At 62.1% G+C, this 22,221-nt stretch carries 26 protein-coding genes and 1 pseudogene; 16 read left to right on the top strand and 11 right to left on the bottom strand.

Features of this window, described 5'->3' with window-relative positions:
- Nucleotides 1-44 precede the first annotated feature (44 nt).
- On the bottom strand, nucleotides 45-2,345 hold the full coding sequence (locus NKH43_RS00925) for an FdhF/YdeP family oxidoreductase (RefSeq protein WP_352856152.1): 2,301 nt from the start codon (nucleotides 2,343-2,345) through the stop codon (nucleotides 45-47).
- Between the two features lie 51 nt (nucleotides 2,346-2,396).
- On the opposite strand from NKH43_RS00925, the gene NKH43_RS00920 reads away from it, so the two are divergent.
- The 5 genes from NKH43_RS00920 (at nucleotide 2,397) to NKH43_RS00900 (ending at nucleotide 4,008) form a co-directional block, all read left to right on the top strand.
- Complete coding sequence (locus tag NKH43_RS00920; protein WP_352856150.1) at nucleotides 2,397-2,696, top strand: hypothetical protein; 300 nt, start codon at nucleotides 2,397-2,399, stop codon at nucleotides 2,694-2,696.
- Between the two features lie 27 nt (nucleotides 2,697-2,723).
- The gene (locus NKH43_RS00915) at nucleotides 2,724-3,161 is read left to right on the top strand and encodes a GFA family protein (protein ID WP_023716638.1); all 438 of its coding nucleotides are present in this window, start codon (nucleotides 2,724-2,726) and stop codon (nucleotides 3,159-3,161) included.
- A gap of 148 nt (nucleotides 3,162-3,309) precedes the next feature.
- Nucleotides 3,310-3,468 (top strand): hypothetical protein, encoded by a 159-nt coding sequence (locus tag NKH43_RS00910; RefSeq protein WP_023716639.1) that lies wholly within the window; start codon nucleotides 3,310-3,312, stop codon nucleotides 3,466-3,468.
- 138 nt (nucleotides 3,469-3,606) lie between these two features.
- Nucleotides 3,607-3,786 (top strand): hypothetical protein, encoded by a 180-nt coding sequence (locus tag NKH43_RS00905; protein WP_031193315.1) that lies wholly within the window; start codon nucleotides 3,607-3,609, stop codon nucleotides 3,784-3,786.
- A gap of 3 nt (nucleotides 3,787-3,789) precedes the next feature.
- Nucleotides 3,790-4,008, top strand: a complete 219-nt coding sequence (locus tag NKH43_RS00900) for a hypothetical protein (protein ID WP_352482793.1) — start codon at nucleotides 3,790-3,792, stop codon at nucleotides 4,006-4,008.
- A 43-nt stretch (nucleotides 4,009-4,051) separates the two neighbouring features.
- Here the strand turns inward: NKH43_RS00900 and NKH43_RS00895 are convergent, their stop codons facing one another.
- Both NKH43_RS00895 and NKH43_RS00890 read right to left on the bottom strand, forming a co-directional pair.
- Complete coding sequence (locus NKH43_RS00895) at nucleotides 4,052-4,438, bottom strand: hypothetical protein (RefSeq protein ID WP_352856148.1); 387 nt, start codon at nucleotides 4,436-4,438, stop codon at nucleotides 4,052-4,054.
- A gap of 261 nt (nucleotides 4,439-4,699) precedes the next feature.
- A complete protein-coding gene (locus tag NKH43_RS00890) occupies nucleotides 4,700-4,954 on the bottom strand; it encodes a hypothetical protein (RefSeq protein ID WP_352639243.1) in 255 nt (84 codons plus the stop codon).
- Between NKH43_RS00890 and NKH43_RS00885 the strand changes: the two genes are divergently transcribed.
- The 9 genes from NKH43_RS00885 to NKH43_RS00845 all read left to right on the top strand — a co-directional run bounded on the left by NKH43_RS00885 (nucleotide 4,859) and on the right by NKH43_RS00845 (nucleotide 12,596).
- Nucleotides 4,859-5,482 carry a GntR family transcriptional regulator gene (locus NKH43_RS00885; RefSeq protein ID WP_352494028.1) on the top strand — a complete coding sequence of 208 codons (624 nt, stop codon included), beginning with the start codon at nucleotides 4,859-4,861 and terminating at the stop codon, nucleotides 5,480-5,482. The two genes, NKH43_RS00890 and NKH43_RS00885, sit on opposite strands and share 96 nt — an antisense overlap.
- Nucleotides 5,482-6,576: an LLM class flavin-dependent oxidoreductase gene (locus NKH43_RS00880; RefSeq protein WP_023716644.1), complete on the top strand. Its 1,095-nt coding sequence runs from the start codon at nucleotides 5,482-5,484 to the stop codon at nucleotides 6,574-6,576. Before NKH43_RS00885 ends, NKH43_RS00880 begins: the two co-directional genes overlap by 1 nt.
- Nucleotides 6,576-7,121, top strand: coding sequence for a flavin reductase family protein (locus NKH43_RS00875; protein WP_352493919.1), 546 nt, complete (start codon nucleotides 6,576-6,578; stop codon nucleotides 7,119-7,121). The genes NKH43_RS00880 and NKH43_RS00875 overlap by 1 nt, the downstream gene beginning before the upstream one ends.
- Nucleotides 7,122-7,201: 80 nt before the next feature.
- A complete protein-coding gene (dctP, locus tag NKH43_RS00870) occupies nucleotides 7,202-8,179 on the top strand; it encodes a TRAP transporter substrate-binding protein DctP (RefSeq protein ID WP_352856145.1) in 978 nt (325 codons plus the stop codon).
- Nucleotides 8,180-8,258: 79 nt separating this feature from the next.
- The gene (locus NKH43_RS00865) at nucleotides 8,259-8,771 is read left to right on the top strand and encodes a TRAP transporter small permease (RefSeq protein ID WP_023716647.1); all 513 of its coding nucleotides are present in this window, start codon (nucleotides 8,259-8,261) and stop codon (nucleotides 8,769-8,771) included.
- A gap of 3 nt (nucleotides 8,772-8,774) precedes the next feature.
- Nucleotides 8,775-10,085, top strand: a complete 1,311-nt coding sequence (locus tag NKH43_RS00860) for a TRAP transporter large permease (protein ID WP_352482787.1) — start codon at nucleotides 8,775-8,777, stop codon at nucleotides 10,083-10,085.
- A gap of 26 nt (nucleotides 10,086-10,111) precedes the next feature.
- Nucleotides 10,112-10,825 carry a hypothetical protein gene (locus NKH43_RS00855; RefSeq protein ID WP_352856143.1) on the top strand — a complete coding sequence of 238 codons (714 nt, stop codon included), beginning with the start codon at nucleotides 10,112-10,114 and terminating at the stop codon, nucleotides 10,823-10,825.
- A gap of 43 nt (nucleotides 10,826-10,868) precedes the next feature.
- Nucleotides 10,869-11,627, top strand: a complete 759-nt coding sequence (locus NKH43_RS00850; protein WP_352856141.1) for an HpcH/HpaI aldolase family protein — start codon at nucleotides 10,869-10,871, stop codon at nucleotides 11,625-11,627.
- A 12-nt stretch (nucleotides 11,628-11,639) separates the two neighbouring features.
- Nucleotides 11,640-12,596, top strand: coding sequence for a C-terminal binding protein (locus tag NKH43_RS00845; protein ID WP_352856139.1), 957 nt, complete (start codon nucleotides 11,640-11,642; stop codon nucleotides 12,594-12,596).
- 239 nt (nucleotides 12,597-12,835) lie between these two features.
- Here the strand turns inward: NKH43_RS00845 and NKH43_RS00840 are convergent, their stop codons facing one another.
- From NKH43_RS00840 to NKH43_RS00805, 8 genes and pseudogenes are all read right to left on the bottom strand, one after another.
- Nucleotides 12,836-13,315, bottom strand: coding sequence for a MaoC/PaaZ C-terminal domain-containing protein (locus NKH43_RS00840; RefSeq protein WP_023716652.1), 480 nt, complete (start codon nucleotides 13,313-13,315; stop codon nucleotides 12,836-12,838).
- A gap of 1 nt (nucleotide 13,316) precedes the next feature.
- A complete protein-coding gene (locus NKH43_RS00835; protein WP_352547446.1) occupies nucleotides 13,317-14,393 on the bottom strand; it encodes a Gfo/Idh/MocA family protein in 1,077 nt (358 codons plus the stop codon).
- Nucleotides 14,386-14,714 (bottom strand): annotated as a pseudogene (locus NKH43_RS00830) (L-rhamnose mutarotase). Before NKH43_RS00830 ends, NKH43_RS00835 begins: the two are co-directional and overlap by 8 nt.
- A 9-nt stretch (nucleotides 14,715-14,723) precedes the next feature.
- Entirely contained in the window at nucleotides 14,724-15,836 is a 1,113-nt protein-coding gene (locus NKH43_RS00825) for a mandelate racemase/muconate lactonizing enzyme family protein (RefSeq protein WP_352482778.1), read from the bottom strand.
- 4 nt (nucleotides 15,837-15,840) lie between these two features.
- Nucleotides 15,841-16,938 (bottom strand): ABC transporter ATP-binding protein, encoded by a 1,098-nt coding sequence (locus NKH43_RS00820; protein ID WP_023716655.1) that lies wholly within the window; start codon nucleotides 16,936-16,938, stop codon nucleotides 15,841-15,843.
- 1 nt (nucleotide 16,939) lies between these two features.
- Nucleotides 16,940-17,806 (bottom strand): carbohydrate ABC transporter permease, encoded by an 867-nt coding sequence (locus NKH43_RS00815; protein ID WP_352482777.1) that lies wholly within the window; start codon nucleotides 17,804-17,806, stop codon nucleotides 16,940-16,942.
- Between the two features lie 2 nt (nucleotides 17,807-17,808).
- Nucleotides 17,809-18,705 carry a carbohydrate ABC transporter permease gene (locus tag NKH43_RS00810; RefSeq protein ID WP_352856137.1) on the bottom strand — a complete coding sequence of 299 codons (897 nt, stop codon included), beginning with the start codon at nucleotides 18,703-18,705 and terminating at the stop codon, nucleotides 17,809-17,811.
- A 142-nt stretch (nucleotides 18,706-18,847) separates the two neighbouring features.
- Nucleotides 18,848-20,167, bottom strand: a complete 1,320-nt coding sequence (locus NKH43_RS00805; protein WP_352856135.1) for a type 2 periplasmic-binding domain-containing protein — start codon at nucleotides 20,165-20,167, stop codon at nucleotides 18,848-18,850.
- Nucleotides 20,168-20,325: 158 nt separating this feature from the next.
- Here NKH43_RS00805 and NKH43_RS00800 point away from each other — a divergent pair, with 158 nt between their 5' ends.
- Nucleotides 20,326-21,114: an IclR family transcriptional regulator gene (locus tag NKH43_RS00800; RefSeq protein ID WP_352482774.1), complete on the top strand. Its 789-nt coding sequence runs from the start codon at nucleotides 20,326-20,328 to the stop codon at nucleotides 21,112-21,114.
- 67 nt (nucleotides 21,115-21,181) lie between these two features.
- Complete coding sequence (locus tag NKH43_RS00795; protein ID WP_352856133.1) at nucleotides 21,182-22,018, top strand: amidohydrolase family protein; 837 nt, start codon at nucleotides 21,182-21,184, stop codon at nucleotides 22,016-22,018.
- The last annotated feature ends 203 nt before the right edge of the window (nucleotides 22,019-22,221 follow it).

Here is a 22,221-nt window from a genome sequence, read left to right as displayed (position 1 = left end):
AAGCCACATCCGCATAGTGCGTGCCTGCCGCGAACAACGAACGCCTAGGCAACAATCCGCACCGGTACCGATTTGGCGGCCGGGACATGAGCCTTCTCGGCTCTGTGCCAGAGAGGAATCAGCGGGTTGAGCTCGGGATAATAACCGGCGCAATTTCCCTCCGGCACTGAGAAAGGCGTGATGCGCAGCCCGCGCACGCGGCGCTCCACGCCATCCTGCGCATTGGCTTCGAGATCGACCTCCTGTCCCGCGCTCAAGCCGAGGCGCTGGATATCCTTCTCGTTCATCAACAGCACCATGCGTGTGCCGCTGATGCCGCGCAGCCGGTCGTTGTAGCCGTAGACGGTCGTGTTGAACTGATCGTTGGAGCGGACCGTGATCAGTGTCAGCACATCGCGGCCGACGACATCGATGTCAGGATCGGTTTCAAGGCCAGTTGGCAGCTTGAAATTGGCCTTCTTGTTCGGCGTCTCCCACACCCGCTTGCTCGCCTTGATGTCGCGATGGAAGCCGCCGGGCGTCAGGAAGCGCTTGTTGAAGTCGCGGAAATGCTGGGGGTAGCAGCGCTCGATCTCGTCACGGATGCGGGAGTAGTCGCCAACCCATTCATCCCAAGGGATCGAACTCCTGCCCGGCACCGTCGCCTTGGCAAGTTCGGCGACGATCCTGGGCTCGGAAAGCAGATGCGGCGAAGCCGGAGGTCGCGATCCGAACGAACCATGGATACAGGCAGTGGAATCCTCTATCGACACCCTTTGATCGCCACTCGCCTGATGATCTCTTTCCAGCCGTGACAGGCAAGGCAGCAGATAGGTTGTCCGGCCGGCGATCAGATGGCTGCGGTTGAGCTTGGTCGCGATCTCGACATGCAGGTCGAGCCCACGCCAGGCTTTCTCGACCAGGCCGGTTTCCGGCACGGCCCGCACGAAATTGCCGCCGAGCCCGACGAAGCCCTTGACCGATCCGTCGATGACGCCCTCGCAGGTCTCGACCGTATCGAGACCTTTCTCACGCGGCGGTTCAAAGGCGTAGAATTCGGCGAACTTGTCGAGCGGGACGAGCTCGGGTTTTTCCGATATGCCGACGGTGCGCTGTCCCTGGACATTGGAATGGCCGCGCAGCGGCGAAATACCGGCGCCGGGTTTTCCGATATTGCCGCGCATCATCAAAAGGTTGCACAGCATCTGGACGTTCTCGGTGCCGTGCCGATGCTGGGTCAGGCCCATGCCGTAATTGCCGATCACCGCGTTGGCATGGCTGTAGACCTCGGCGACATGCTCCAGATCGGCCTGCGCAATGCCCGATCGTGCGACGATATCGCTCCACTGGGTGTTGCGCAGGAAGGCTTCGAACTCGGCGAAGCCATGCGTGTGCTCGGCGATGAAAGCCGTATCGAGGGCACGCGTCCTGCCGCTTTCGCGGGCGGCATCGTCGAGCGCCAGCAACGCTTTGGCGATGCCCGTTATCGCGGCGATGTCGCCGCCCGAACGGACCTGGAAGAAGTCGCTGGACATTTTGGTGCCCGGTCCGGGCGACAGCATGTCGATGGGGTTTTGCGGATTCTTGAAGCGCTTCAGTCCCCGCTCGGGCAAAGGATTGAAAGTGAAGACGGGCACGTTGCGTTGACGTGCCTCTTGCAGCGGATGCAACAGGCGCGGCGCCGTCGCCCCGGTATTGTGCCCGAAGAAGAGCATCATGTCGCATTTCGCAAAGTCTTCGAGCTGCACGGTCCCGACCGGCGAACCGATCGATTCCGGCAAGCCGACCGAGGTCGATTCATGACACATGTTGGACGAATCGGGCAGGTTCGAAGACCCGTAGATCCGCGCAAAAAGCTGATACATGAACGAGGCCTCGAGCGAGGCGCGGCCGGACGTGTAAAATACCACCGATTTGGGATCGAGCCGTCGCAATTCGGCAGCTATGTCGCGGAATGCATCGTCCCAGGAAACCGGTTCGTAACGGTCGACGGCGGCATTGTAGCGCATGGGCTCCGTAAGCCTGCCCTGTTTCTCCAGATCGTGGTCCGGCCAATCGAGCAATTCCGCCACCGAATGCTCGGCGAAGAAAGCGGGTTCGCAGCGCAGCTTGGTCTGGTCCCACATCGTCGCCTTGCCGCCGTTTTCACAGAATTCGAAAGGTCTCGGCTGGGCTGGCTTTGCCCATGAGCAAGACACGCACATATAGCCGTCGGCCTTGTTCTGCTTGAGCAGCGTGCTCCATATCCCGGACAACAGCAGGCCTTCGCCTCGCGCCTTGCGGACCAGGGATTTGAGCGATCCCCAGCCGCCTGTCGGGTGGTCGTATTTCTTGGTTTCGATGCGATCGGTTACGGCGGGTCTCATGCGAGCCACTCTCTGTAGAAGAGCACTCATACGAACCCGCCATGGGGCTGAATGTTCCGGCCGGCTCCGCGCCGTGCCACCGGAACCATTTCCGCCATGGTTTGTTCGGCTCGAAGAAAGGAGCCGTGCGAAATGGAGCGACGCAACGCGTTAATTGCGATGGTGATTTCGGCCATCATCATCGTCGGCTTTCTCATAGGCTTTTTGTACGGCGATATGGGCTGGCAAACCTCGCCGCTCAAAAGAGCCCCTGAGCAAAACCAGGGCGGCAATGCTCCGGCCGAGACCTCGCCTGCCGCCGGCATCAAGAAGAACCCGAAGGAAAATACCGAAATGCCAGGCCAGCAGTGAAGGCGAGTCCAGCCATGAAGTTAGCCAATGCCACGAACTGAAACGGGTTCCTGTTTTTGCGGCGCCATAACGGCGCAAATGCGCGGCGAGCCGTTCTGGGTTTGCTCCGATCACGATGACGACTGTCGCAAGGCGATAGGAAGCCCGCTAACGGTGTGGGTCGGCTATCGGCCCTCTGAATTCACCTTGCTCACCGGCGCACCGAAGACCTTTTCGAAAACCCCCGGCGTGCTCCGGTCCTTCTGCGCGGATTGCGGAACATCGATCGGCTATGTCGACCAGGGCCTGCCTGACGAACTCTATCTGGCGATCGGCTTTCTCGATCACCCCGAACGGTTTCCGCCACAGGCCCACGCATACTGGGACATGAGGTTGCCCTGGGTCGACTTTCCAGACGAGCTGCCGCGGGTGGGGACGTATTCGAGGCGGCGAGATCCGGTCTTCGGAAATCCGGCGGAACGCTAGCTTTCGATCCCCTCGCTGGTTGGAAAACGTGCCAGTCTGGCTTCGTACGAAAACGACAATTGGCGCGCGGCTGAAAACGCGCGATCATGTGCCAATGGGCCGCCGTTTGGATGACAAGCTCGATTGCAAGGCGTGCGGGACGATCCTGATGGAGATTCCCGACAACCCGAAGGATTCCACACCGATCTATTGCAGCAATTGCGGCGCCTATCTCGGCGAATGGGGCGATCTGCAGGAGGACTTCTTCAGGCAGGCGTTCGGTGCCCAGGCCTTCGATCTGAACAACGGAAACATCATCAAGAAATAATCCTGGATTGTGCGGGCACCCCGCCGGCCCCAAGCCACGGCCTGTGGACCCGGCTCGTTGCGGCAATCGCCGTTCGTATCGGACCCTCGGGAACCTTTCTCCCGAGCCGCTTGTTTGTGTGGCGGAAGGAGAAACGCCATGAGCACGAAACCTCCCCCTGTGCCGCCGAAGAATCTGAGCCCAAAGGGCGCCGGTGACAAAAAATCGGTAGCAGCCGACCAGGCACCGCAATCCACCGTCCCCGATCCCGACAAGCAGGGTCAGCAAGGCAATACGAAGGTCAACACCACTCATCAAGGCAACGTCCAGGATCGCTAGGCCATGTCCACGTCGAAGAAAACTCCTGCCAGCATCCGCCAGGGCGGTCCCGGCGCCGCGCACGAAAACGCCAAGAAGCCGCTGAGCGTCGAAAAGCCGCCGGCCGATTCAGACCTGCGCAGCCACAGCAAGGTCTCCGGCGGCGGCGGCGAACGCGACAGCCACCATACCCATGACCCCGAAAAGAAAGGCGACACTCGGCCGGCGCATCAGGACAAGTGAAGTCGGGCGGCGACGCGACTACCGATGGGGCTCGAGCGAAATGTCAGCGGGGACGGCGCGCCAAGGCAATCGGCACGACGTTGTCGACATTGATCACCGGCAAATCGAAGAGCATCGGAAGCCCCCGCGTCGCGGCCATTTCCACGATCAGCTCCTCGATGGAGTGATCGGTCAGAAGGGTTTCGACGCCCAGCCGGATCATCGCCGCCAGCTTGTGCACCGGCACCGGCACGGACTTCGCCCGGTCGTCGAGCAACTTGCTGATTTCGATCACGACGTCGGCGTCGATATTCCTGGGCAAGTCTCGCATAAGCGCCTCCCCGCCAAACGAAACGAAAAGCCCGCCGCACCTTTCGATACGGCGGGCGATCCAGTAATGCGCACCGGCGAGGGGATCGGGGGTGGGCGTGCCGGCGCGCGCAGATCGCAAGTAATTTTAGTTAAATCCGCCAACTACGATGTGTCACGGAAAAACGTCTGTACGTTTTTTACCGAACCGCGCGGATCGTTAGCTGTCCCCGCCGTCGCGCGGCGCGGCAGCACAGACGGCGCGATCCTCTGCCCTCCGGACAGCGAGCTCAAACAGTATACATTATAGACTTGAAATATCTTGCCAGGTGATCCAGCCTGTGCTCCACTTGAGCCGGGAACATGGCTGACAGGTCGATTTCTGCCGATATATGGCTGCATTTCAACGGCACGACTGCGAGATCACAGCCTCAAACGATATACGAAATCTTCGCATGGGAAGGCGTGGATGACGGAAACGATAGAGCTCAAACGGGTTGGCGATGGCAATCTGCGTGCCCAGGTCTATCAACAAGTCCGGCTGACGATACAGCATGGCGAATTGGCGCCTGGCCAGAAGCTGGTCGATGTCGATATTGCCGCCCGGCTCGGCATTTCCAGAATGCCTGTCCGCGACGCCTTGATGCAGTTGGTGCATGAGGGCTATCTCGTCGGCACCACACGCGGCTTCACGCTGCCCACGCTTACCGCAACGGATGTCGCCGACATCTTCGAGGTCCGCCGGTTGCTCGAGCCGCGGGCCGCCGCGCACGCCGCACGGACACTTGACGCCGCTGGCCTCAAGACCCTGGCAGCCGCGCTCCGGGAGGCAGAGGCTGCGGCCGCAGATGGCGATGCCGACCGCTTTTTCCAGGCCAATTCGGCATTCAGGAATTGTTGGCTTGGCGCGGTCGCGAACGAGCGTCTTTCACAAACGATTGCCCGCTTCGCCGACCATGTACTCGTCGTCCGTTTAAGGACGCTGTCGCACCAGCCGACGCAGGCCGTGATCGTGGCCGGCATGCGCGCCATCTACGAGGCATTCGTCAAGCGCGACGCCGTCGCCGCTTACGACTGCATGACGCACTTCATTCAGAACGCCGAGGAGCGTTTCATGAAGCTGAGCCCACCGTTTCAAAACTCCGACGGCGAGGGCAAGAGCATGTCACGGCGGGGGAAATCATGATCAGGAAGCAGCACCCGCTGAAAGGGCCGAACAGGTTCAAGCTCGGCGTCTTTTCCATGAACGCCGATGGCGGCCTGGCAATGACCACCGTCCCCGAGCGCTGGCGTGCCCGCTGGGAAGACAACCTCAACTCCGCCTGCATCGCCGATCGCGCCGGCCTCGAGTTTCTGCTGCCGATCGCCCGCTGGCGCGGCTTCGGCGGTTTGACGCATGTGCGGGAATGGTCGTTCGAGACGTTCACCTGGGCGGCGGGTCTTGCTGTCGCCACCGAAAACATCGGCCTGTTCATGACGGTGCATGTGCCGCTGGTTCATCCGCTGCAGGCTGCAAAAGCGCTGGCGACGGTCGACCACATCTCCAACGGGCGTGCCGGCTTGAACATCGTCTGCGGCTGGAACCCGGACGAGTTCGCCATGTTCGGGCAGACGGTCGGCGAGCGGACCTACGATCAGGCCGAGGAATGGATCAACATCATCGTGCGTGCCTATCAATCGAGGGAGCCGTTCGACTTCAGCGGCGAGTTCTACGATCTGAAGGGGGTCGTCAGCCGCCCGCCAAGCCTGCAGGCGCCGCGACCGGTGACCATGAACGCCGCCTTCGGCGCGCCGGGGCGCAACTATGCGGCGCGCCACTGCGACTACCTGTTTTCGACTTTTTCCGAAATTGCCGACGGCCGTGCGCATGTGGTCGACATCACCAACCGAGCGGCCGAAGTCGGACGCGAAGTCGGCGTCTATACGGTTTGTCACGTCGTCTGCCGGGAAACCCAGCAGGAAGCCGAGGATTATTACCGGCATTACGCGCTGGAATGCGCGGACGAGGGCGCCGTCGACGAGCATATGCGCAAGAAGAAGGAATTCGCGAACTCGCATGATGCGAAGGCCTTCACCGAATATCGGCAAAGGTTCGCCGGCGGTGCTGGAACTTTCCCGCTCATCGGCACGCCGGAAAAGATCGTCGACGACCTCACTGCGATCATGGACCAGGGTTATTCCGGCGCCGCCCTCACATTCGTCAACTATACCTACGAATTGCCCTTCTTCTGCGACCGCGTGCTGCCGCTGATGCGCCAGGCCGGGCTTCGAGTAAATTGATGCCGGCGGCCGCCATTCCGACGCCGTGGGTGGATGGACACGACGCCATCAATCCGCGCGCCTTCAAGCAGGCAATGCGGGCCGTGGCGGGCTCGGTCGCCATCCTCGCGTCGGAACATGACGAGATCGGCTTTTGCGGCATCACGGCGACAGCACTCTGCTCGTTCAGTGCCGAGCCGCCTTCGCTGCTGGCCTGCGTCAACCGCAGCAGCACCTTTGCCTCGGCCATTCGCGAAGGCTTGCCCTTTTCGGTCAATCTGCCAGCCGGCGACCAGGAGAACGTTGTGCGTGCCTTTGGCGGCATGACCAAAGCCAAGGGGGCCGCGCGGTTCTCGTCCGGATCATGGGTGCGTGGCGAAACCGGCGCGCCCTTGCTTGTCGGCGCGCGGGCAATGTTCGAATGCCGGGTGGCCGAAATCATTGTGCGGGCGTCGCACATGATCGTCATCGGCATCGTCTCAGGCGTCGCGCTGGACCGCGCTGACCGATCGCCGGTCTTCTACGCACATGGACGGTTCCTGACAGTAGGAGATGATGCCAGTTAACCGCCGTTCGCGTGGCGGCGCAGCGATTGTAATTTTCAGATCGGCCCGATCATGGGCGAACTATCAAAGGGAACACGGCAATGCGCATTTGGAAATCCCTTGTTCTGGCTGCACTCCTGTCGGGTGTGGTGGGTATCGCCGCGGCCGAGGAGGTCGTCCTCAACGCCGTGCATTTCACGCCGACGCAGAACGGCTACGCCCAGAGCTTCCTGAAGTTCGTTCAGAAGGTGAACGAAAAGGGAAAGGGCGTGGTCCAGATCAACGTGCGTGGCGGGCCGGAGGTCATTCCGCCGATCCAGCAGGGCGGGGCGCTCAGGAGCGGCCTGATCGACGTGATCGACACGCCGGCAGGGCAGTTCCTCGAGCTCGTGCCCGAAGGCGAGGTGTTCTCCGCATCGACAAAGACGCCGTGGGAGGTTCGCGAGAATGGCGGCTGGGACTTCATCAGCGGAATTTTCGAGAAGAAGGCCAATGCCCATCTGCTGGCGCATGTCGACGCGGGCTCGGGCTTCAACGTCTTCACCATCGACGAACCCAAGCTCAACAGCGAAGGCAGCATCGACTGGAGCAGCCTGAAGATCCGCTCGTCGCCGCTCTATCGCGATTTCCTTGAATCCCTGGGCGCAACGGTGATCGTGCAAGCGCCAGGGGACGTCTACACCTCGCGCGAGCGCGGCGTCGTCAATGCCAACGCCTATACCGTGTTTGGCTATGCGTCGTTCGGCTGGGACAAGTTCACCAAATACCGTGTCGACCCGCAATTCTTCAAAACCGACGTGCTGATCTCGATCAACAAGGCCAAATGGGACACGCTGTCGCCCGAGGCGCAGAAGCTGCTTGCCGACACGGCCGTCGAATACGAGCGCGCGAGCTATGACGCCAATCTTGCCGAGTCGGAAAAGCAGGCACAGGCGATGATCGACGGCGGGCAGAAGGTGATCAGCTTGACCGGTGCCGGCCGCGACAAATTCCTGGCGGCTGCCACGCAGGCGAGCTGGGCGAGAATGGCCAAACGCGATCCCACCAACATCGATCAGTTGAAGAAATTCTTCCAGTAGCCGAGCGGAGGCTGCCTTGTAAGCCCTCCATCAAAGCTGGGCAAAAGCGGGGCAACGGTGGACATGAGGGTCGTCGGACATGGACAGATTGTTTGCAGCGATTGCGAAGCTGAGCCTTGCGTTGGCGGCGACGGCAAAAGTGGTGCTTGGCCTCATCATCGTCGCGGTGGTTGCTGATGTATGCGTCCGCAATCTGGGCCTGAGGCCGCTTGCCTGGGCAGTATCGGCGACGGAATACGGCCTGCTTTACGCGGCATTCCTGCCGATGCCCTGGCTGGTCCACAGCAAGGGCCATGTCTTCGTCGAGTTCCTGCGCAAGGCGCTGCCGATGCGGGCTCGGGCGGTGCTTGAAAAACTGGTCTATCTCGCCTGCATCGGCGTCAGCCTCTACCTTGGCAGCGTCGCCTTGTTTTCCCTGACAAGCGCCGTGGCGGGCGGCGAATATGAAACGCGCAGTTTCGACATGCCGAAATGGCTGGTCTTTCTGCCCATCATGCTCGCCTTCTACCTCTCTGCGCTGGAATGGCTCAGATATCTCCTCGGCCGTGACACGCTGTACACGCTCGATCCGCTGGAAATGGAAGGGCTCTGACCGGTGGCCTGGCTGTTTCCATTCGCCGTGCTTGTTGGCACCATCCTCGTGTTGATGGGGCTTGGGCTGCCGGTCGCCTTCGCTTTCTTCGTCACCAATGTGATCGGGCTGTACCTGTTCTTCGGCGGTTCGATCGGCGTGACGCAGATGGTCGCCAACTTCTCCGACGCCGTCTCGACCTATGCGCTCGCTCCGCTGCCGATGTTTCTTGTCATGGGCAGCCTGTTCTTCCGCTCCGGCCTCGGCGAGAAGGTGATCTACGCGCTCGACCTGTGCATCGGCAATCTGCGCGGACGCCTCGCTTATGTCGTTCTCGCCGCCGGCACCATCTTTTCCGCGCTGTCGGGCTCGAGCCTCGCCAATACCGGCATGATGGGTTCGCTGATGGTGCCGGAGATGCTGAAGCGGGGCTACAAGCCGCATATGGCCTACGGCCCGGTGCTTGGCGCCGGAAGCCTTGCCGTCATCATCCCGCCATCCTCGCTGGCTGTCTTGCTCGGCTCGCTGGCCCAGATCGACGTCGGCGCGCTGCTCATAGCGGGGGCTTTGCCCGGACTGCTCCTCGTTGTCATGTACGCGGCGCTGATCTTCGCACAGACGAAGATCGATCCGGACGCCGCTCCGCACTATCCGGTGCCCGCCGTTCCTGCGGCCGAGAAGGTGAGGGCGGTTGCCGTCAACATCATTCCGATGAGCGTCATCGTGTTCATGGTGGTCGGCACGATCATCCTTGGAATAGCGACGCCGACGGAATCGGCGGGGCTCGGCTGTGCCGCCGTGTTCGCCTTGTTGTTTGTCTACCGGCGGTTCAGCTGGTCGGTTGTCTGGAAGTCGCTGGACGATGCGATGAAGGTCACCGGCATGACCTTCCTGATCATCTCGGCTTCGACGACGTTTTCGCAGATATTCGCCTTCTCCGGCGCCTCCAACGGCTTTATCCAGTTCATCGTCGGCTATGATCTTGGACCGTATCCCATGCTGCTCATGATGGTGCTCGTCATCTTGCTGCTCGGCATGTTCATGGATCAGGTCTCGATGATGCTGATCACGCTGCCGATCTTCCTGCCGATCGCCCACCAATTCGGCTACGAGCCGGTATGGTTCGGGCTGATCCTGCTGCTCGCCTACGAGGTCGGCTTCACCACGCCGCCGTTTGGTCTGCTGCTGTTCATCATGATCGGTGTTGCGCCGAAAGGCACATCGCTCAAGACGGTTGCCATGTCAGCGGCACCCTACATCGCGCTGACGCTTTTGCTGATCCTGCTGATTGTCCTCTTTCCGCAGATCGCTCTCTTTCTTCCGAATTTGATCTAGTCGAACTCGATCCAGCAGGTGTCCAAATGCGCTTTGCCTATCTTGCTTTCTTCCATGATGACCGCGAGGCAAATTTGGCCATCGCCGGTGAAGACGTTGATGCCGTGCGGCGGGTGATTGCATCGACGCCGGGCCTTGCGCTTGCAAACATCTATCTGCCCGAAGTGGCGACGGACATGTTCAACAAGGATGGCCCACCGCCGGTCCTTGGCTTCCAGCTCTATTTCGACGAATTGGCGGACATGGAGGCGGCGCTGGCGCCGTCCGGCCATCTGCAGGCGCTTGCCGCACCGGGTATGCTGTCGAGCGTCGCCGGTTCGAGGCCGACGCAACAGGCTATGTGCGTGCGTCCGTTTCCCGTCGACGACGCTGGCGTCCAGACGTCGGGACTCCCCTGCAGCTATCTTGTCCACTATCCCGGGCCGGCCGAAGACATGAATGTCTGGCTCTACCACTATGTGACGCATCATCCGCAATTGATGCGCGGCTTTCCCGGCATTCGCCACATCGAGGTTCTGTCGCGACTGGATTGGTGCGGTTCGCTGCCCTGGCCGCGCATCGACCATATGCAGCGCAATCGCGTCATGTTCGACAGTCCCGCGGCATTGACGCACGCGCTGCAATCGCCGGCGCGGCTGGAGATGCGCGCCGACTACAAGACTTTCCCGCCGTTTTCAGGCGGCAGCCGGCATTTCCCGATGTCGACGGAAGCCGTGCATCCTTTGCCGCGGGCCACATAGCGCAAACAGGTTTTGCCGACGCCGAAAAATCTCTGGAGATTTCATGTACGACTTTCGCAAGAAATGTGTCTCTCTCGATCGCCTCATCGGCACGTTCTGCGCCATCCCGCACCCGGTGGCGGTCGAAGTGGCGGCCGCCAGCGGGGTCGATTTCCTGTGCATCGACTGGGAGCATTCGCAGATCGGCCGCGAACGGCTCGAGGATCTGGTTCGCGCCGCCGATGTCCACAAGGTTCCCGCGATGGTGCGCGTTCCCGGCCACACGCCGGAATGGATGGCGGCCGCGCTCGACGCCGGCGCGTCGGGCGTCCTGGTACCCCGCGTCTCGACGGCCGAGCAAGCCCGCATGGTGGTCATGGCCTGCCGTTACCCGCCGGTCGGCGCACGCGGTGTCGGCCCGGGCCGCGCCGCCGGTTATGGCTACAGGATTCCGGACTACCTCAAATCGGCCAACGAGGTCCTGACGGTCGCCATCCAGGTCGAGACGGCAGAGGGCCTGGCCAACATCGACGACATCGTCCAGGTCGACGGCGTCGACGTGGTCTTCATTGGCCCCGGCGACCTGTCGGTCTCGATCGACGCCATGGGGCCGGCCGGCCAGGACAAGCTCAAGGCCGCGATTACCAGGATTGCGGCCGTAGCGCGCGCGGCCGGCAAGGCCGTCGGCATCTTTCGCCCTTCGGCGGATGATATCGGCAAATGGTCGCGGCACGGCATCAGCTTCTACATGCTGGCCAGCGACACGATGTTTCTCGGCGCCGGCCTTGCCGCCGGTGTCGTCTCGGCGCGCAACGCCTCATAGCAAGAGTTTGGCATGAAGATCATCAAGACCGACGGCGTATTGTCAGTCGAGGAAGAGCAGCTGCGCTACCTCGACGGCTTGAACGCCCAGTTTGTCGAAAACACGCTGCTCACGGAAGATGCCCTGATCGAACACTGCCGCGACGCCGACGCATTGATGGTATTGCGGGAGCCGATCACGGCTCGCGTTTTGGCCGAACTGAAGAACCTCAAGGTCATCGGGCGGTTCGGCGTAGGGCTCGACTCGATCGATGTCGAGGCCGCCAGCCGTGCCGGTGTTCAGGTAACCTACGTGCCGGATGCCAATCTGGTGGAAGTCAGCACCCACGCCATGGCCCTGATCCTGGCCTTGACGCGCAGGCTGAAGCAGTTCGACAGCGCGGTGCGCGCCGGCCGCTGGGCGGCGATGACCGACGGTGCCGGCATCATGCGGCCGGACAGGCAGATTCTCGGGCTGATCGGCTTCGGCCAGATCGGGCGCCTGACTGCCGAGCGGGCGCGGGTCTTCGGCTATCATATCATCGCCTACGACCCGCATATGCCGGCAGAGCGCATCACGGCCGGCGGTGCCGAACCGGTCGGCTTCGACGAGCTGCTAGCCAGGGCCGACATCGTCTCGCTGCACGTTCCAGCGACACCGGAGACCAGAAACATCATGTCGGCGGATGCCCTGTCGCGGATGAAGGAAGGAGCGATATTCATTAACGTGTCCCGCGGCGGCCTCGTCGACGAGGTCGCGTTGGCGGATCTGATCCGGCGCGGCCATCTGGCAGGCGCGGGCATCGACACGTTCGAGCAGGAGCCGCCTTCGCCCGACAATCCGCTGCTGGCGCTGGACACCGTCCTGGTCAGTCCACACGCGGCGCACTACTCGACGCAATCTTACGCGGAGGTTCGCAACAAGGTGTTTGCCGACGTCGCAGCGGTCCTGCGCGGCGGCAAGGCGGTATATCCGGTCAACCGGGTGTGACCAATTTCCGATGCCGGCACCATCCGCTGCCTGCCGACAGTTCCACCTTAACGTTCCGGGGCAGGCAGCCTTGAGCGCGATCTCGGCAAGCGGATAAAGACGGGAACGGGTGAAGTGAATTCGCATTTTTTTGCGGACAGCGCCACATTTTGTTCTTGCTTTGTGCCGGCAGCTATGCTACTAATTTGCGTATGGTGCTGATTCGCACCGAGGACCCGCCGCAAGGCGGTTTTTTTGTTTCAGGTTTCGGGGCCGTCCGTCGAGGCCCTGCTCGGCTTGTCGCGACGCTCGACGATGTAGATGTGGTCGGCGACCAGCACCACGTTGCCATGCTGGTTGATCACCTCGCAGCGCTCGACGACCCGGCCTGAATCGGGCCGCTTCGGGTCGTCTTCCTTGGCCGAGATGGTGGCGCGGGTCTTGATCGTATCGCCGATGAACACCGGCTTGATGAAGCGCAGCCGGTCGTAGCCATAGGAGAAGGCGACCGGGTTGACGACGCTCGCCGTCAGCCCGACGCCGACCGAAAAGACCAGCGTGCCGTGGGCGATGCGCTGGCCGAACGGCGTCGTCTTCATGAACTCGGCGTCCATGTGGTGGGGAAAGAAATCGCCGGTATGGCCGGCATGGACGACGAAGTCGGTCTCGGTGATGGTGCGCCCGCTGGTCATGCGCGACGAGCCGATCTGGTAGTCCTCGAAATAGACAGTCTGCTCCATGTCAGGGCCTCGCCGCTATCGGTGTTGCCGGCGCCGCGCTCGATTGGTAGGCGGCTTCGACCAGCGCCATAGTGTTCCAACCGTCCTCGACGGAACTGACAAGCTCGGCGTCCTCGCCCGACGCGTAGCGCTGGACATTGGCCATGCGGCCGGCAAAGGCGTCCGGAAACCATGCGCCGACGAGTGGAACCGCAATCCAGTCCTTGCCGCCTTTGGGGTAGATTTCGAGGATGTCCGGCTCGCCGCGCGGATAGTCGAGGTTGACGCCCAATTTGAGGTAGGCGGCGCCTTCGGTGCCGCAGATGCGGAATTCGCAGGCCTGGTGTTTTCGACCGAATTTGTGATCGTGGTTGATCGACAGTGCACAGCGCACGGTGTCGCCATAGTCGAGGATCGCGCTGGTGCGCGTTTGCGCAACCTTATGGCCGGGATGGCCGAGCGTCTTGGCGTGAACCCCCTTGGGGTCGCCGAGCAATTGCCGGATCAGGTCGAGATAATGGATCGAATGCATGGCGATCTCGACGCGCGGCGCCTGCAACAGGAATTCCCAGAGCTGCCAGGGTGTCGCAAGCGCCAGCCATGCGTCGAAATCGACCACGTCGCCCAACCAGCCCTTGGCGATCGCATCCTTGAGCGCCAGCATCATCGGCGCGAACCGCAGCTGGAAATTCACCGCGGCCTTGAGGTCTTTGGAGCGGCAGATTTCGAGGATGTCAGTCGCCTCGCTGAGATTGCTCCCCATAGGCTTCTGGATCAGCGCCACCGCACCATCGGGCAGCGCCCTGAGCACGCCGGCATGATAGGCCGGCGGTGTCGCCAGATCGAAGACGGCGTCCTTTATTGACGCAGCTTCTTCGACCGACCGGTAAGCGGTGACGCCCCATTTCTGCGCCAGTTTTTCGGCCTTGGCCAGCTCGGGGTCGAACAGCCCGGCAACCGGGAAACCGGCTTTCCCATAGGCCGGGAAATGCGCATCGCCGACGATCGAGCCGGCGCCGAAAATCACGATCGGCCTGGGCTTTGACGGTTGTGCCCAGGCCTGGGAAAGCGAGGCAGGATCGAAAATGTCATCAGTCATAATGGAAAACTTCGTCCATCGACGCCCACCACTCGCCCTCCTTGCGGGTCGGCAGCGGCTCCTGGCACGGCATGCACAGCGCCCACCATTCCTGCGTCGTGGGATCGGCGGCCATCTTGGCCATGTCGGCGGCGAAATCGGTGCCATGGTACTCGAAGGTGCTGAACAAAAGGTGCTCCGGCTCCCTCAGATAGATCGAATAATTCTGATGTTGCAGGCGGAAATCATCTTGAGGACGTCCGGCCACACAGCAGCGTGAAGCCGCACATATTCGGCGACTTTCTCCGGCTTGAGGCCGAGCACCATTCCGATTCGCTGCATGTCCGCCTCCTATTTCGCTATCGTCGTGGTGAATTCCGCGATGCTCTTCGCCTTGATCGCATCCCAGTCCCAGTCGATGCCGATGCCTGGCTCGTCCGGCGCCAACGCGTGCCCGTCCTCGATACGCATTTTCTTGCCGGTCAGCTCGTCGAGCTGGGGAATATACTCGACATATCTGCCGTTCTGAACGGCGCATGTCAGGCTGACATGCAGTTCCATCAGGAAATGCGGGCAGACCGGTATGTCGAACGCCTCGGCCGCGTGCGCGACCTTCAGCCACGGCGTAATGCCGCCGATGCGGCCGACATCGACCTGCACGATCGAGCAAGCGCCCTTTTGCATATATTCGCGGAAATGCCGGATCGAATAGAGCGACTCGCCGATGGCGATCGGCGTCGATGTGGCACTCGACAGCCGCACATGGCCGTCAATGTCGTCGGCCGGCAGCGGCTCCTCGATCCAGGCGAGGTCGAGCTCACGCAGGCGCTCGGCCCGGCGGATTGCCTCGTCGACCGAAAAGCCCTGGTTGCAGTCGGTCATGATCTCGTAGGAGTCTCCGACCGCCCGGCGCACCGCCGTCAGCCGAGCAAGATCCTCGGAACCGTGCGGCTTGCCGATCTTGACTTTCGAGCCGCGAAAACCCTTGGCCTTGGCGGCCAGCGCATCCGCGACCAGCGCCTCGGTCTCGATATGCAGCCAGCCGCCTTCGGTCGTGTAGAGCGGGCAGCGGTCCTTGGCGCCGCCGGCCAGCTTCCACAGCGGCAGTCTCTGTTTCTTCGCCCGCAGGTCCCAAAGAGCAGTGTCGATGGCCGCCAGCGCGATTGCCGTGATCGCGCCGATCGTCGTGGCATGGGTGGCGAACTCCAACTCGCGCCAGATCGCCTCGATCATGTCGGCGTCGCGGCCGATCAGCCGCGGCGCAAGGTGGTCGGCCAGCAGTCGCATCACCGACGAGCCGCCGGTGCCGATCGTGTAGCTGTAGCCGGAGCCGACCGCGCCGTCGGCATCGGTGATGGTGACGATCGGTGTTTCCTGGCTGACAAAACTCTGGATGGCATCGGTGCGCTTGACCTTAGGCACCAAGTCGACCATGCGCAGTTCGACTTTCTCGATCTTTGCCATGATTTTAACCTCGCAATGTCTTGCCCGTTTCAGCAGAAAACAGATGGGCCTGCGACAGGTCCAGGCTCATCTTGACCCGGTCGCCGGCTTTGAGCGGCTTTGGATTGAGCATCCGTGATACCCAGTCGCTGCCGTTGAATTCGGCGAACACCAGCGTCTCATTGCCGAGCGGCTCGGTGACGGTCACCGGCAACTCGACCTGGTGGACGTCGACATCTTCGCCGGAGCTGATGCCGTGTCCGGTCGGATAGATGTCGTCGGGCCTGAGGCCGAACACGACCTTGTCGCCGGTTTCGACATTGGCTTTGAACTGGCTGGGCAGAGGCAGCTTCTCGCCGCTGGCGAACAGCAGCTGTCCGTCGTCGACAACCGCCTCATGCAGGTTCATCGGTGGCGAGCCGATGAAGCCCGCGACGAAGCGTGTCTGCGGCCGGCGGAAGACCTCGTCGGGTGTGCCGACCTGCTCGATAAAACCGTCACGCATGATGACGATGCGGTCCGCCAATGTCATCGCTTCGACCTGGTCATGGGTGACGTAGATCACCGTCGACTTGACCTTGGCGTGCAGCTTCTTGATCTCGGTGCGCATCTGCGTCCGAAGCTTGGCGTCGAGATTGGAAAGTGGCTCGTCGAACAGGAAGACATCGGGATCGCGCACGATGGCGCGGCCCATGGCCACGCGCTGGCGCTGTCCGCCGGACAGCTGCGACGGCCGGCGGTCGAGCAACTGGTCGAGGCCGAGAATGCCGGACGCTTCGGCGACGCGACGGTCCATTTCTTCTTTCGCGGCGCCGGCGATCTTGAGCGAGAAGCCGAGGTTTTCGCGCACCGTCATATGCGGATAGAGCGCGTAGGACTGGAACACCATCGAGATGTTGCGCGAGCGCGGCGGCAGGTCGTTGACCATGCGGCCGCCGATCTCGATGACGCCGTCGCTGATCGCCTCGAGGCCGGCGATCATGCGCAGGGTTGTCGACTTGCCGCAACCGGACGGCCCGACCAGCGCGATGAACTCGCGGTCGGCGACCTCGAGATCGATGCCGTGCACCACCGCCACCGGGCCGTAGCTTTTGGTGAGATTCTTGAGCGATACGGTTGCCATGTCAGCCTTTCACCGCGCCGGAAGTGAGGCCGCCGACGAGGTGTTTCTGGACGATGAAGGTAAGCGTGAGCGCCGGTATGACCATGACCACGGCGAGCGCGCACATGCCGCGCCAGTCGATGGTGAATTCGGCCGTATAGTCGAGCAGGCCAACCGGCAGGGTCTTGGAGTTAATCGAGCGTGTCAGCTGCGAGGCCAGCGCGAACTCGTTCCACGAGGTGAGGAAGGCAAAGATTCCGGCCGAGGCGATGCCGGGCCCGGCGAGCGGAAACTCGACCTGCCAGAAGGCCTGCCAGCGCGTGCAGCCGTCGATCTGCGCCGCCTCGGCAAGGTCTTTCGGTACCTGGCGGAAAAAGCCGTCGATCAGCCAGATGGTGAAGGGCACATTGAGCGCGACATAGACCAGGATCAGCCCGAAATGCGTGTCGATGATGCCGAGCCGCGCAAAGACGAAGAACAGCGGCAGGGACAGTGCGATGCCGGGCACCGTGCGCGTCAGCATCAGGCCGAGAAACATCGCCGACTTGGCTTGGAAGCGATAGCGCGCAAAGGCATAGCCGCCCGCCATGCCGATGGCGATGGCGATCAGCGTCGAGGTCACCGAGATGATCAGCGAATTGCGGAAATAGTCGAGCACCGGAATGCCGCCCTTGCCGACGCCGCTGAACATGGCGACGTAGGCATCGAGCGAGAGTTGCTGCGGAATCCACACCGGCGGCTTGGCCATGATCTCGACAGTCGGCCGCAGCGACGACAGCACGATCCAGATGCCGGGCAGGCAGATGACCAGCATGGCCAGGAACAGCCCGATGCCATGGACGATCCGAAGCGCTTTGTTGCCGGCGCGATGCAGGCTGTTCTGGTCCATCCTCACCACTCCGCCGCGATCTGCGTGCGCGCCGCGGCGAGCTTGCGGTAGAAATAGACGGTGAACAGGATCGACAGCAGGATCGAGAAATAGGCCATGGCATTGGCCATGCCCATTTTGGCATCGCCATAGGCGGTGCGGGCGACCAGCGTCCAGACCAGTTCGGTGCGGCCGGCAGGGCCGCCGTCGGTCATGATCTTGACGATGTCGTAGGCGCGCGCGACGTCGAGCGAGCGGATGGTCATGGCGATGAAGGCAAACGGCATGATGAACGGCCAGGTGACATAGCGGAATGTCTGCCATGGCGTGCAGCCGTCGACGCGGGCCGCCTCGACCGGTTCGCGCGGCATCGCCAGCAGCCCGGCCAGGATGAGGATCGCGAACACCGAAGTCGACGACCAGATCTCGGCGGTCAGGATGGCGATGAAGGCGAGATTGCCGTCGATCAGCCACGGGATGGCGCGATCGGTCAGGCCGAGCGCCTGCAGGGCGTTGTTCACCAGGCCGATATTGTCGTTGAACATGAATTTGAACTGGAAGCCGACGAGGATCGGCGAAAACATCATCGGAAACATCATGATGGTGCGCAGGAGCCGCTGGCCGCGCGACGCTTTCTCCACCAGCAGGGCCAGCCCGAGCCCGATCAGCATTTCCAGGTTGAGCGCCACCGTCAGCAGCACCACAGTACGGGCAAAGGCGATCCAGAAATCGCGGCTGGTCAGGATGGTGACGTAGTTGCGGGCGCCGATGAAGACCCAGAACGTCTCAGGCCTGGTCAGCCGGAACGGCGTGAAGCTGGAGTAGAGCGACAGCAGCAACGGCACCACCACCACGGCCGCCAGCACGATCACCGCCGGCAGCAGGAGCAGCAATGGTGGCGAGGGTCTCCAGCCTTTCATGGCGATCCGGTTCTGGTTGGTGCCCGGACACCGAAGCCCGCCATCGGCGAGCTGGGATCAAGACAAAGCGGGTTGCGCATGGTTCGAAAAAAGTTCGGGGGCGCCGCTCTTCAATGAGCGCGGCGCCCCCTTGGGAGAATGGTCAAAGCTTGCCGGCGTCCTCGAGGATCTGGGTGGCCTTGGCGGCAGCGTCGTCCAGCGCCTGCTTGGAGGTCTTGTCGCCAAGGATGGCGGCCTGCAATTCGGGATAGACGGCGTTGGAGATTTCGATCCATTCAGGTGTCTGCGGCACGGCGAAAGCGTGCTTTGCCTCTTCCTGGAAAGCCGCCAGCACTTCCTTCTTGTAAGGATCGTTTGCTGCCTGCTGGATGTCCCAGTCCCACACCGCCGTGCGGGTCGGCAGAGGTCCGCCTGCTGCCTCGAGCTTCTGGCTGTCCTCATTGGTCAGGAACCAGACCAGCGACGCGGCCGCTTCCTTGCTGGCGCAGTTTTCGGTGACCGAAAACCCGTGGTGCCCCGACCAGCCGGTGCGAATGCCGGCCGATCCCTTCGGCGCCACCTTCACGCCGACATTGCCGGCGACCTTCGACGACTTTGGATCGTTGAAGAAGCCTGCCCAGCCAGGCCAATCGAGGTTGATGGCGACGGTGCCCGAGGCAAAACCCTGGCCGAGATCGTCCCACAGATAGTTGGTGGTGCCGGCCGGCACCGCCTTGGCCTTGTAGAGATTGACGAACCAGTCGAGCGCGTGCACGCCGGCCTCCGAGTTGAAAGCGGGCCTGCCGTCCTTGTCGAGGTACTCGCCACCGTCGGCGATGAGCATCTCGTAAAAACGGCCGTTGATCGCCTCTTCCTTGCCGGCGAACTGGGTGCCATAGAAATCGGGCGGGCTGGCGAAGAATTCCGCCTGCTGGGCGACCTCGTCCCAGGTGTCGGGCGGTGTCAGTTCCTTGCCGTACTTGGCCTTGTAGGCGGCCTTCTTGGCTTCATCCTGATAGAGGCTCTTCTGGTAATAGAGCGCCGAGACATCGAACTGCGCGCGCGGCAGCATTACCAGCTTGCCGTCGAGCGTCGAGGCCTTGATCGTCGACGGCACGAAGGCGTCGATCTCCTCCTTCGGCAGCAGCTTGTTCAGGTCGGTGTAGATATCAGGATATTGCGGCGCGAAGGACGAGTGGTTCGAGCCGACGCACCAGTTGATGCTGCCGGAGGCGATGTCCGACTTGATCTCCTTGTCGAGCTCGAAGTGGTTCTTCTTCGAGATCACGTTGACCTTGGCGCCGGTCAGTTTTTCCCATTCGCCGATCCGCGCGTAGAGCCCTTCATATTGCTGGCCGCCGATCAGCTTGGCGTCGATGGTGACGCCGTCGAATTTGCCGGGCAGTTCGGCAGCAAGGGCAGCACTAGCACCAAACGCGAGTAGCGTTACGCCGGCCGACAGGCCGCAAAACAGTTTCGTCATTGGTATCCTCCCAAAGAGCCTGCATCGATCGCGTAGCGAGGTCGATCGGCAGCTTCATTCATATACAAACAAAACATTTATAGGATCGTCAAGCCGAAAGTTCTTTCGGAAGCAAGGCTGTTGCGTATATGAAAAGTGAAATTCACTGGAGAGGCGCAATGGCAGAGGACGAGGAAGACGACCGGTATCGAGCCCCGGCGCTGGACAAGGGGCTCGACATCCTCGAGCTGCTGGCCGGCGTCGACGGCGGCCTGACGCAGGCGGAAATCGCCAAGAAACTCGACCGCAGCCCGAATGAGTTCTATCGCATGCTGGATCGGCTGGTGCGGCGCGGCTACGTCACGCGTCCTGATGGCGACCGTTATTCGCTGACGCTCAAGCTGTTTGGCCTGGCGCAGCTGCACGCGCCGGTGCGCCGGCTGGTTTCCTATGCGACGCCGCTGATGCGCGAACTGGCCGAAACCTCACAGCAGGCAAACCAGCTCGTCGTCTTCGATCGCGGCTCCGCGGTGGTTATTGCCCAGCAGGAGGCGCCGGATTACTGGGGCATCTCTATCCGCGTCGGCTCGCACATCAGCCTGTTCGACACCGGGTCCGGCCATGTGTTGCTGGCGTTCCGCCCGTCGGAAGAGCGGCAGATGATGATCTCCGAACATCTGCGCAGCACCGACAAGCCACCGCAATCGCCAGAGTTTTTCGCCCGCCTCGACCAGATTCGTGAACGCGGCTACGAGATGATGGCGTCGATGCAGACGGCCGGCGTGTTCAACCTGTCGACGCCCGTTCTCGGCTCGGACGGCAAGGCGATCGCCGCACTGTCGATCCCGTACATAACCCTGGTCAACGCACCCAAGGCGCCCGACATCACCAGGACGATAGAGCTGTTGCTGGCAGCGACCGAAAAGCTGTCGCAACTGGCGGGATCGACTGTCAAGCAATCGCGATGAATTCTTATTTGAATGAAGAATTTCTCCGTGAGATGATCTCGAAGTCGCCAAGGAGGAGCGCGCCGCCATGATCTTCGACACCCATCTGCACCTGATCGACCAGTCCGCCCTGCGCTATCCATGGCTGGCCGGCGTGCCGGCGCTCAACCGCGATTTCCCCTACGACGAATATGCAGTCCAGGCCCGTCGCTCTGGCATCGACGGCGCGTTCCATATGGAGGTCGATGTCGATCCAGCTGATATCGAGGCCGAAACCGGCCATGTCAAAGCGCTCTCGCGGCAAAAGGGCAGTTTGCTGAGGGGAGCGATTGCCTCCTGCCGTCCGGAGGAGCCCGGCTTTGCCGCTTATTTGGAAACGCAGCGCGCAGATCCTTTCGTCAAGGGCTTTCGCCGTGTGCTGCACGTCATGCCCGATGAGCTGTCGGAGGGCGCGCTGTTTCGTGAAAACATCAAGCGGCTAGCCGGCAGCGGCCTGACCTTCGATCTTGTCGTTCTGCCGCACCAGATCCCCAAGGCGATCGCACTCGCCGATCTCGCGCCGGATGTGCAGTTCGTGCTCGACCATTGCGGCGTGCCCGACATCAAGGGCGGTGCCGAGCACCCGTGGCGCGAGCATATGGCGGAGATCGCGCGGCGCCCGAACGTCGTCGGCAAAATTTCTGGTGTGGTCGCGTATGCGGATGCCGGATCCTGGACTGTCGAAACGCTGCGTTCCTACGTCGAGCACACCATCGAATGCTTCGGCTGGGACCGCGTCGTGTGGGGCAGCGACTGGCCGGTCTGCACGCTCGGCGGCGGGCTTGCGACCTGGGTTGCGGCAACGCACGCGCTGCTCAGCGGTGCCAGCGCCGATGAGCGGCAAAAACTGCTGTCAGGCAACGCCAAGCGGCTGTGGAGGTTGTAAGCGGCTCAGATCGTCGCCGACACGTGCCGCTCGCGGCCGTAGAGCGAAACCAGGAGCACGATGACCAGGCCAAGTGCCGCCTGCACGGTCGAGGGTCGGAAGCCGAGGCCGATCAGGACACGTCTTGAGCGCAGGCTATGGTCGTGAGCGATGCAAGTGCGGTTGCGGCCATAAGGCCGCGGATCAGGCTGTTCATGTTCTCC

Source organism: Mesorhizobium sp. M1163 (assembly GCF_040318415.1).
Taxonomy (GTDB): domain Bacteria; phylum Pseudomonadota; class Alphaproteobacteria; order Rhizobiales; family Rhizobiaceae; genus Mesorhizobium.
The sequence above is the reverse complement of the archived record's forward strand: the minus strand, read 5'-3'. Positions and strand labels throughout refer to the sequence as shown.

Coding starts and splice junctions, on each gene's coding strand:
- NKH43_RS00915 (WP_023716638.1), top strand. CDS start 2,724: ATGCCACGAACTGAAACGGGTTCCTGTTTTTGCGGCGCCATAACGGCG.
- NKH43_RS00795 (WP_352856133.1), top strand. CDS start 21,182: ATGATCTTCGACACCCATCTGCACCTGATCGACCAGTCCGCCCTGCGC.
- NKH43_RS00845 (WP_352856139.1), top strand. CDS start 11,640: ATGAAGATCATCAAGACCGACGGCGTATTGTCAGTCGAGGAAGAGCAG.
- NKH43_RS00850 (WP_352856141.1), top strand. CDS start 10,869: ATGTACGACTTTCGCAAGAAATGTGTCTCTCTCGATCGCCTCATCGGC.
- NKH43_RS00920 (WP_352856150.1), top strand. CDS start 2,397: ATGTTCCGGCCGGCTCCGCGCCGTGCCACCGGAACCATTTCCGCCATG.
- NKH43_RS00825 (WP_352482778.1), bottom strand. CDS start 15,836: ATGGCAAAGATCGAGAAAGTCGAACTGCGCATGGTCGACTTGGTGCCT.
- NKH43_RS00875 (WP_352493919.1), top strand. CDS start 6,576: ATGCCGGCGGCCGCCATTCCGACGCCGTGGGTGGATGGACACGACGCC.
- dctP (WP_352856145.1), top strand. CDS start 7,202: ATGCGCATTTGGAAATCCCTTGTTCTGGCTGCACTCCTGTCGGGTGTG.
- NKH43_RS00900 (WP_352482793.1), top strand. CDS start 3,790: ATGTCCACGTCGAAGAAAACTCCTGCCAGCATCCGCCAGGGCGGTCCC.
- NKH43_RS00805 (WP_352856135.1), bottom strand. CDS start 20,167: ATGACGAAACTGTTTTGCGGCCTGTCGGCCGGCGTAACGCTACTCGCG.
- NKH43_RS00800 (WP_352482774.1), top strand. CDS start 20,326: ATGGCAGAGGACGAGGAAGACGACCGGTATCGAGCCCCGGCGCTGGAC.
- NKH43_RS00810 (WP_352856137.1), bottom strand. CDS start 18,705: ATGAAAGGCTGGAGACCCTCGCCACCATTGCTGCTCCTGCTGCCGGCG.
- NKH43_RS00905 (WP_031193315.1), top strand. CDS start 3,607: ATGAGCACGAAACCTCCCCCTGTGCCGCCGAAGAATCTGAGCCCAAAG.
- NKH43_RS00840 (WP_023716652.1), bottom strand. CDS start 13,315: ATGGAGCAGACTGTCTATTTCGAGGACTACCAGATCGGCTCGTCGCGC.
- NKH43_RS00815 (WP_352482777.1), bottom strand. CDS start 17,806: ATGGACCAGAACAGCCTGCATCGCGCCGGCAACAAAGCGCTTCGGATC.
- NKH43_RS00855 (WP_352856143.1), top strand. CDS start 10,112: ATGCGCTTTGCCTATCTTGCTTTCTTCCATGATGACCGCGAGGCAAAT.
- NKH43_RS00820 (WP_023716655.1), bottom strand. CDS start 16,938: ATGGCAACCGTATCGCTCAAGAATCTCACCAAAAGCTACGGCCCGGTG.
- NKH43_RS00890 (WP_352639243.1), bottom strand. CDS start 4,954: ATGCACCAACTGCATCAAGGCGTCGCGGACAGGCATTCTGGAAATGCC.
- NKH43_RS00835 (WP_352547446.1), bottom strand. CDS start 14,393: ATGACTGATGACATTTTCGATCCTGCCTCGCTTTCCCAGGCCTGGGCA.
- NKH43_RS00910 (WP_023716639.1), top strand. CDS start 3,310: ATGGAGATTCCCGACAACCCGAAGGATTCCACACCGATCTATTGCAGC.
- NKH43_RS00925 (WP_352856152.1), bottom strand. CDS start 2,345: ATGAGACCCGCCGTAACCGATCGCATCGAAACCAAGAAATACGACCAC.
- NKH43_RS00865 (WP_023716647.1), top strand. CDS start 8,259: ATGGACAGATTGTTTGCAGCGATTGCGAAGCTGAGCCTTGCGTTGGCG.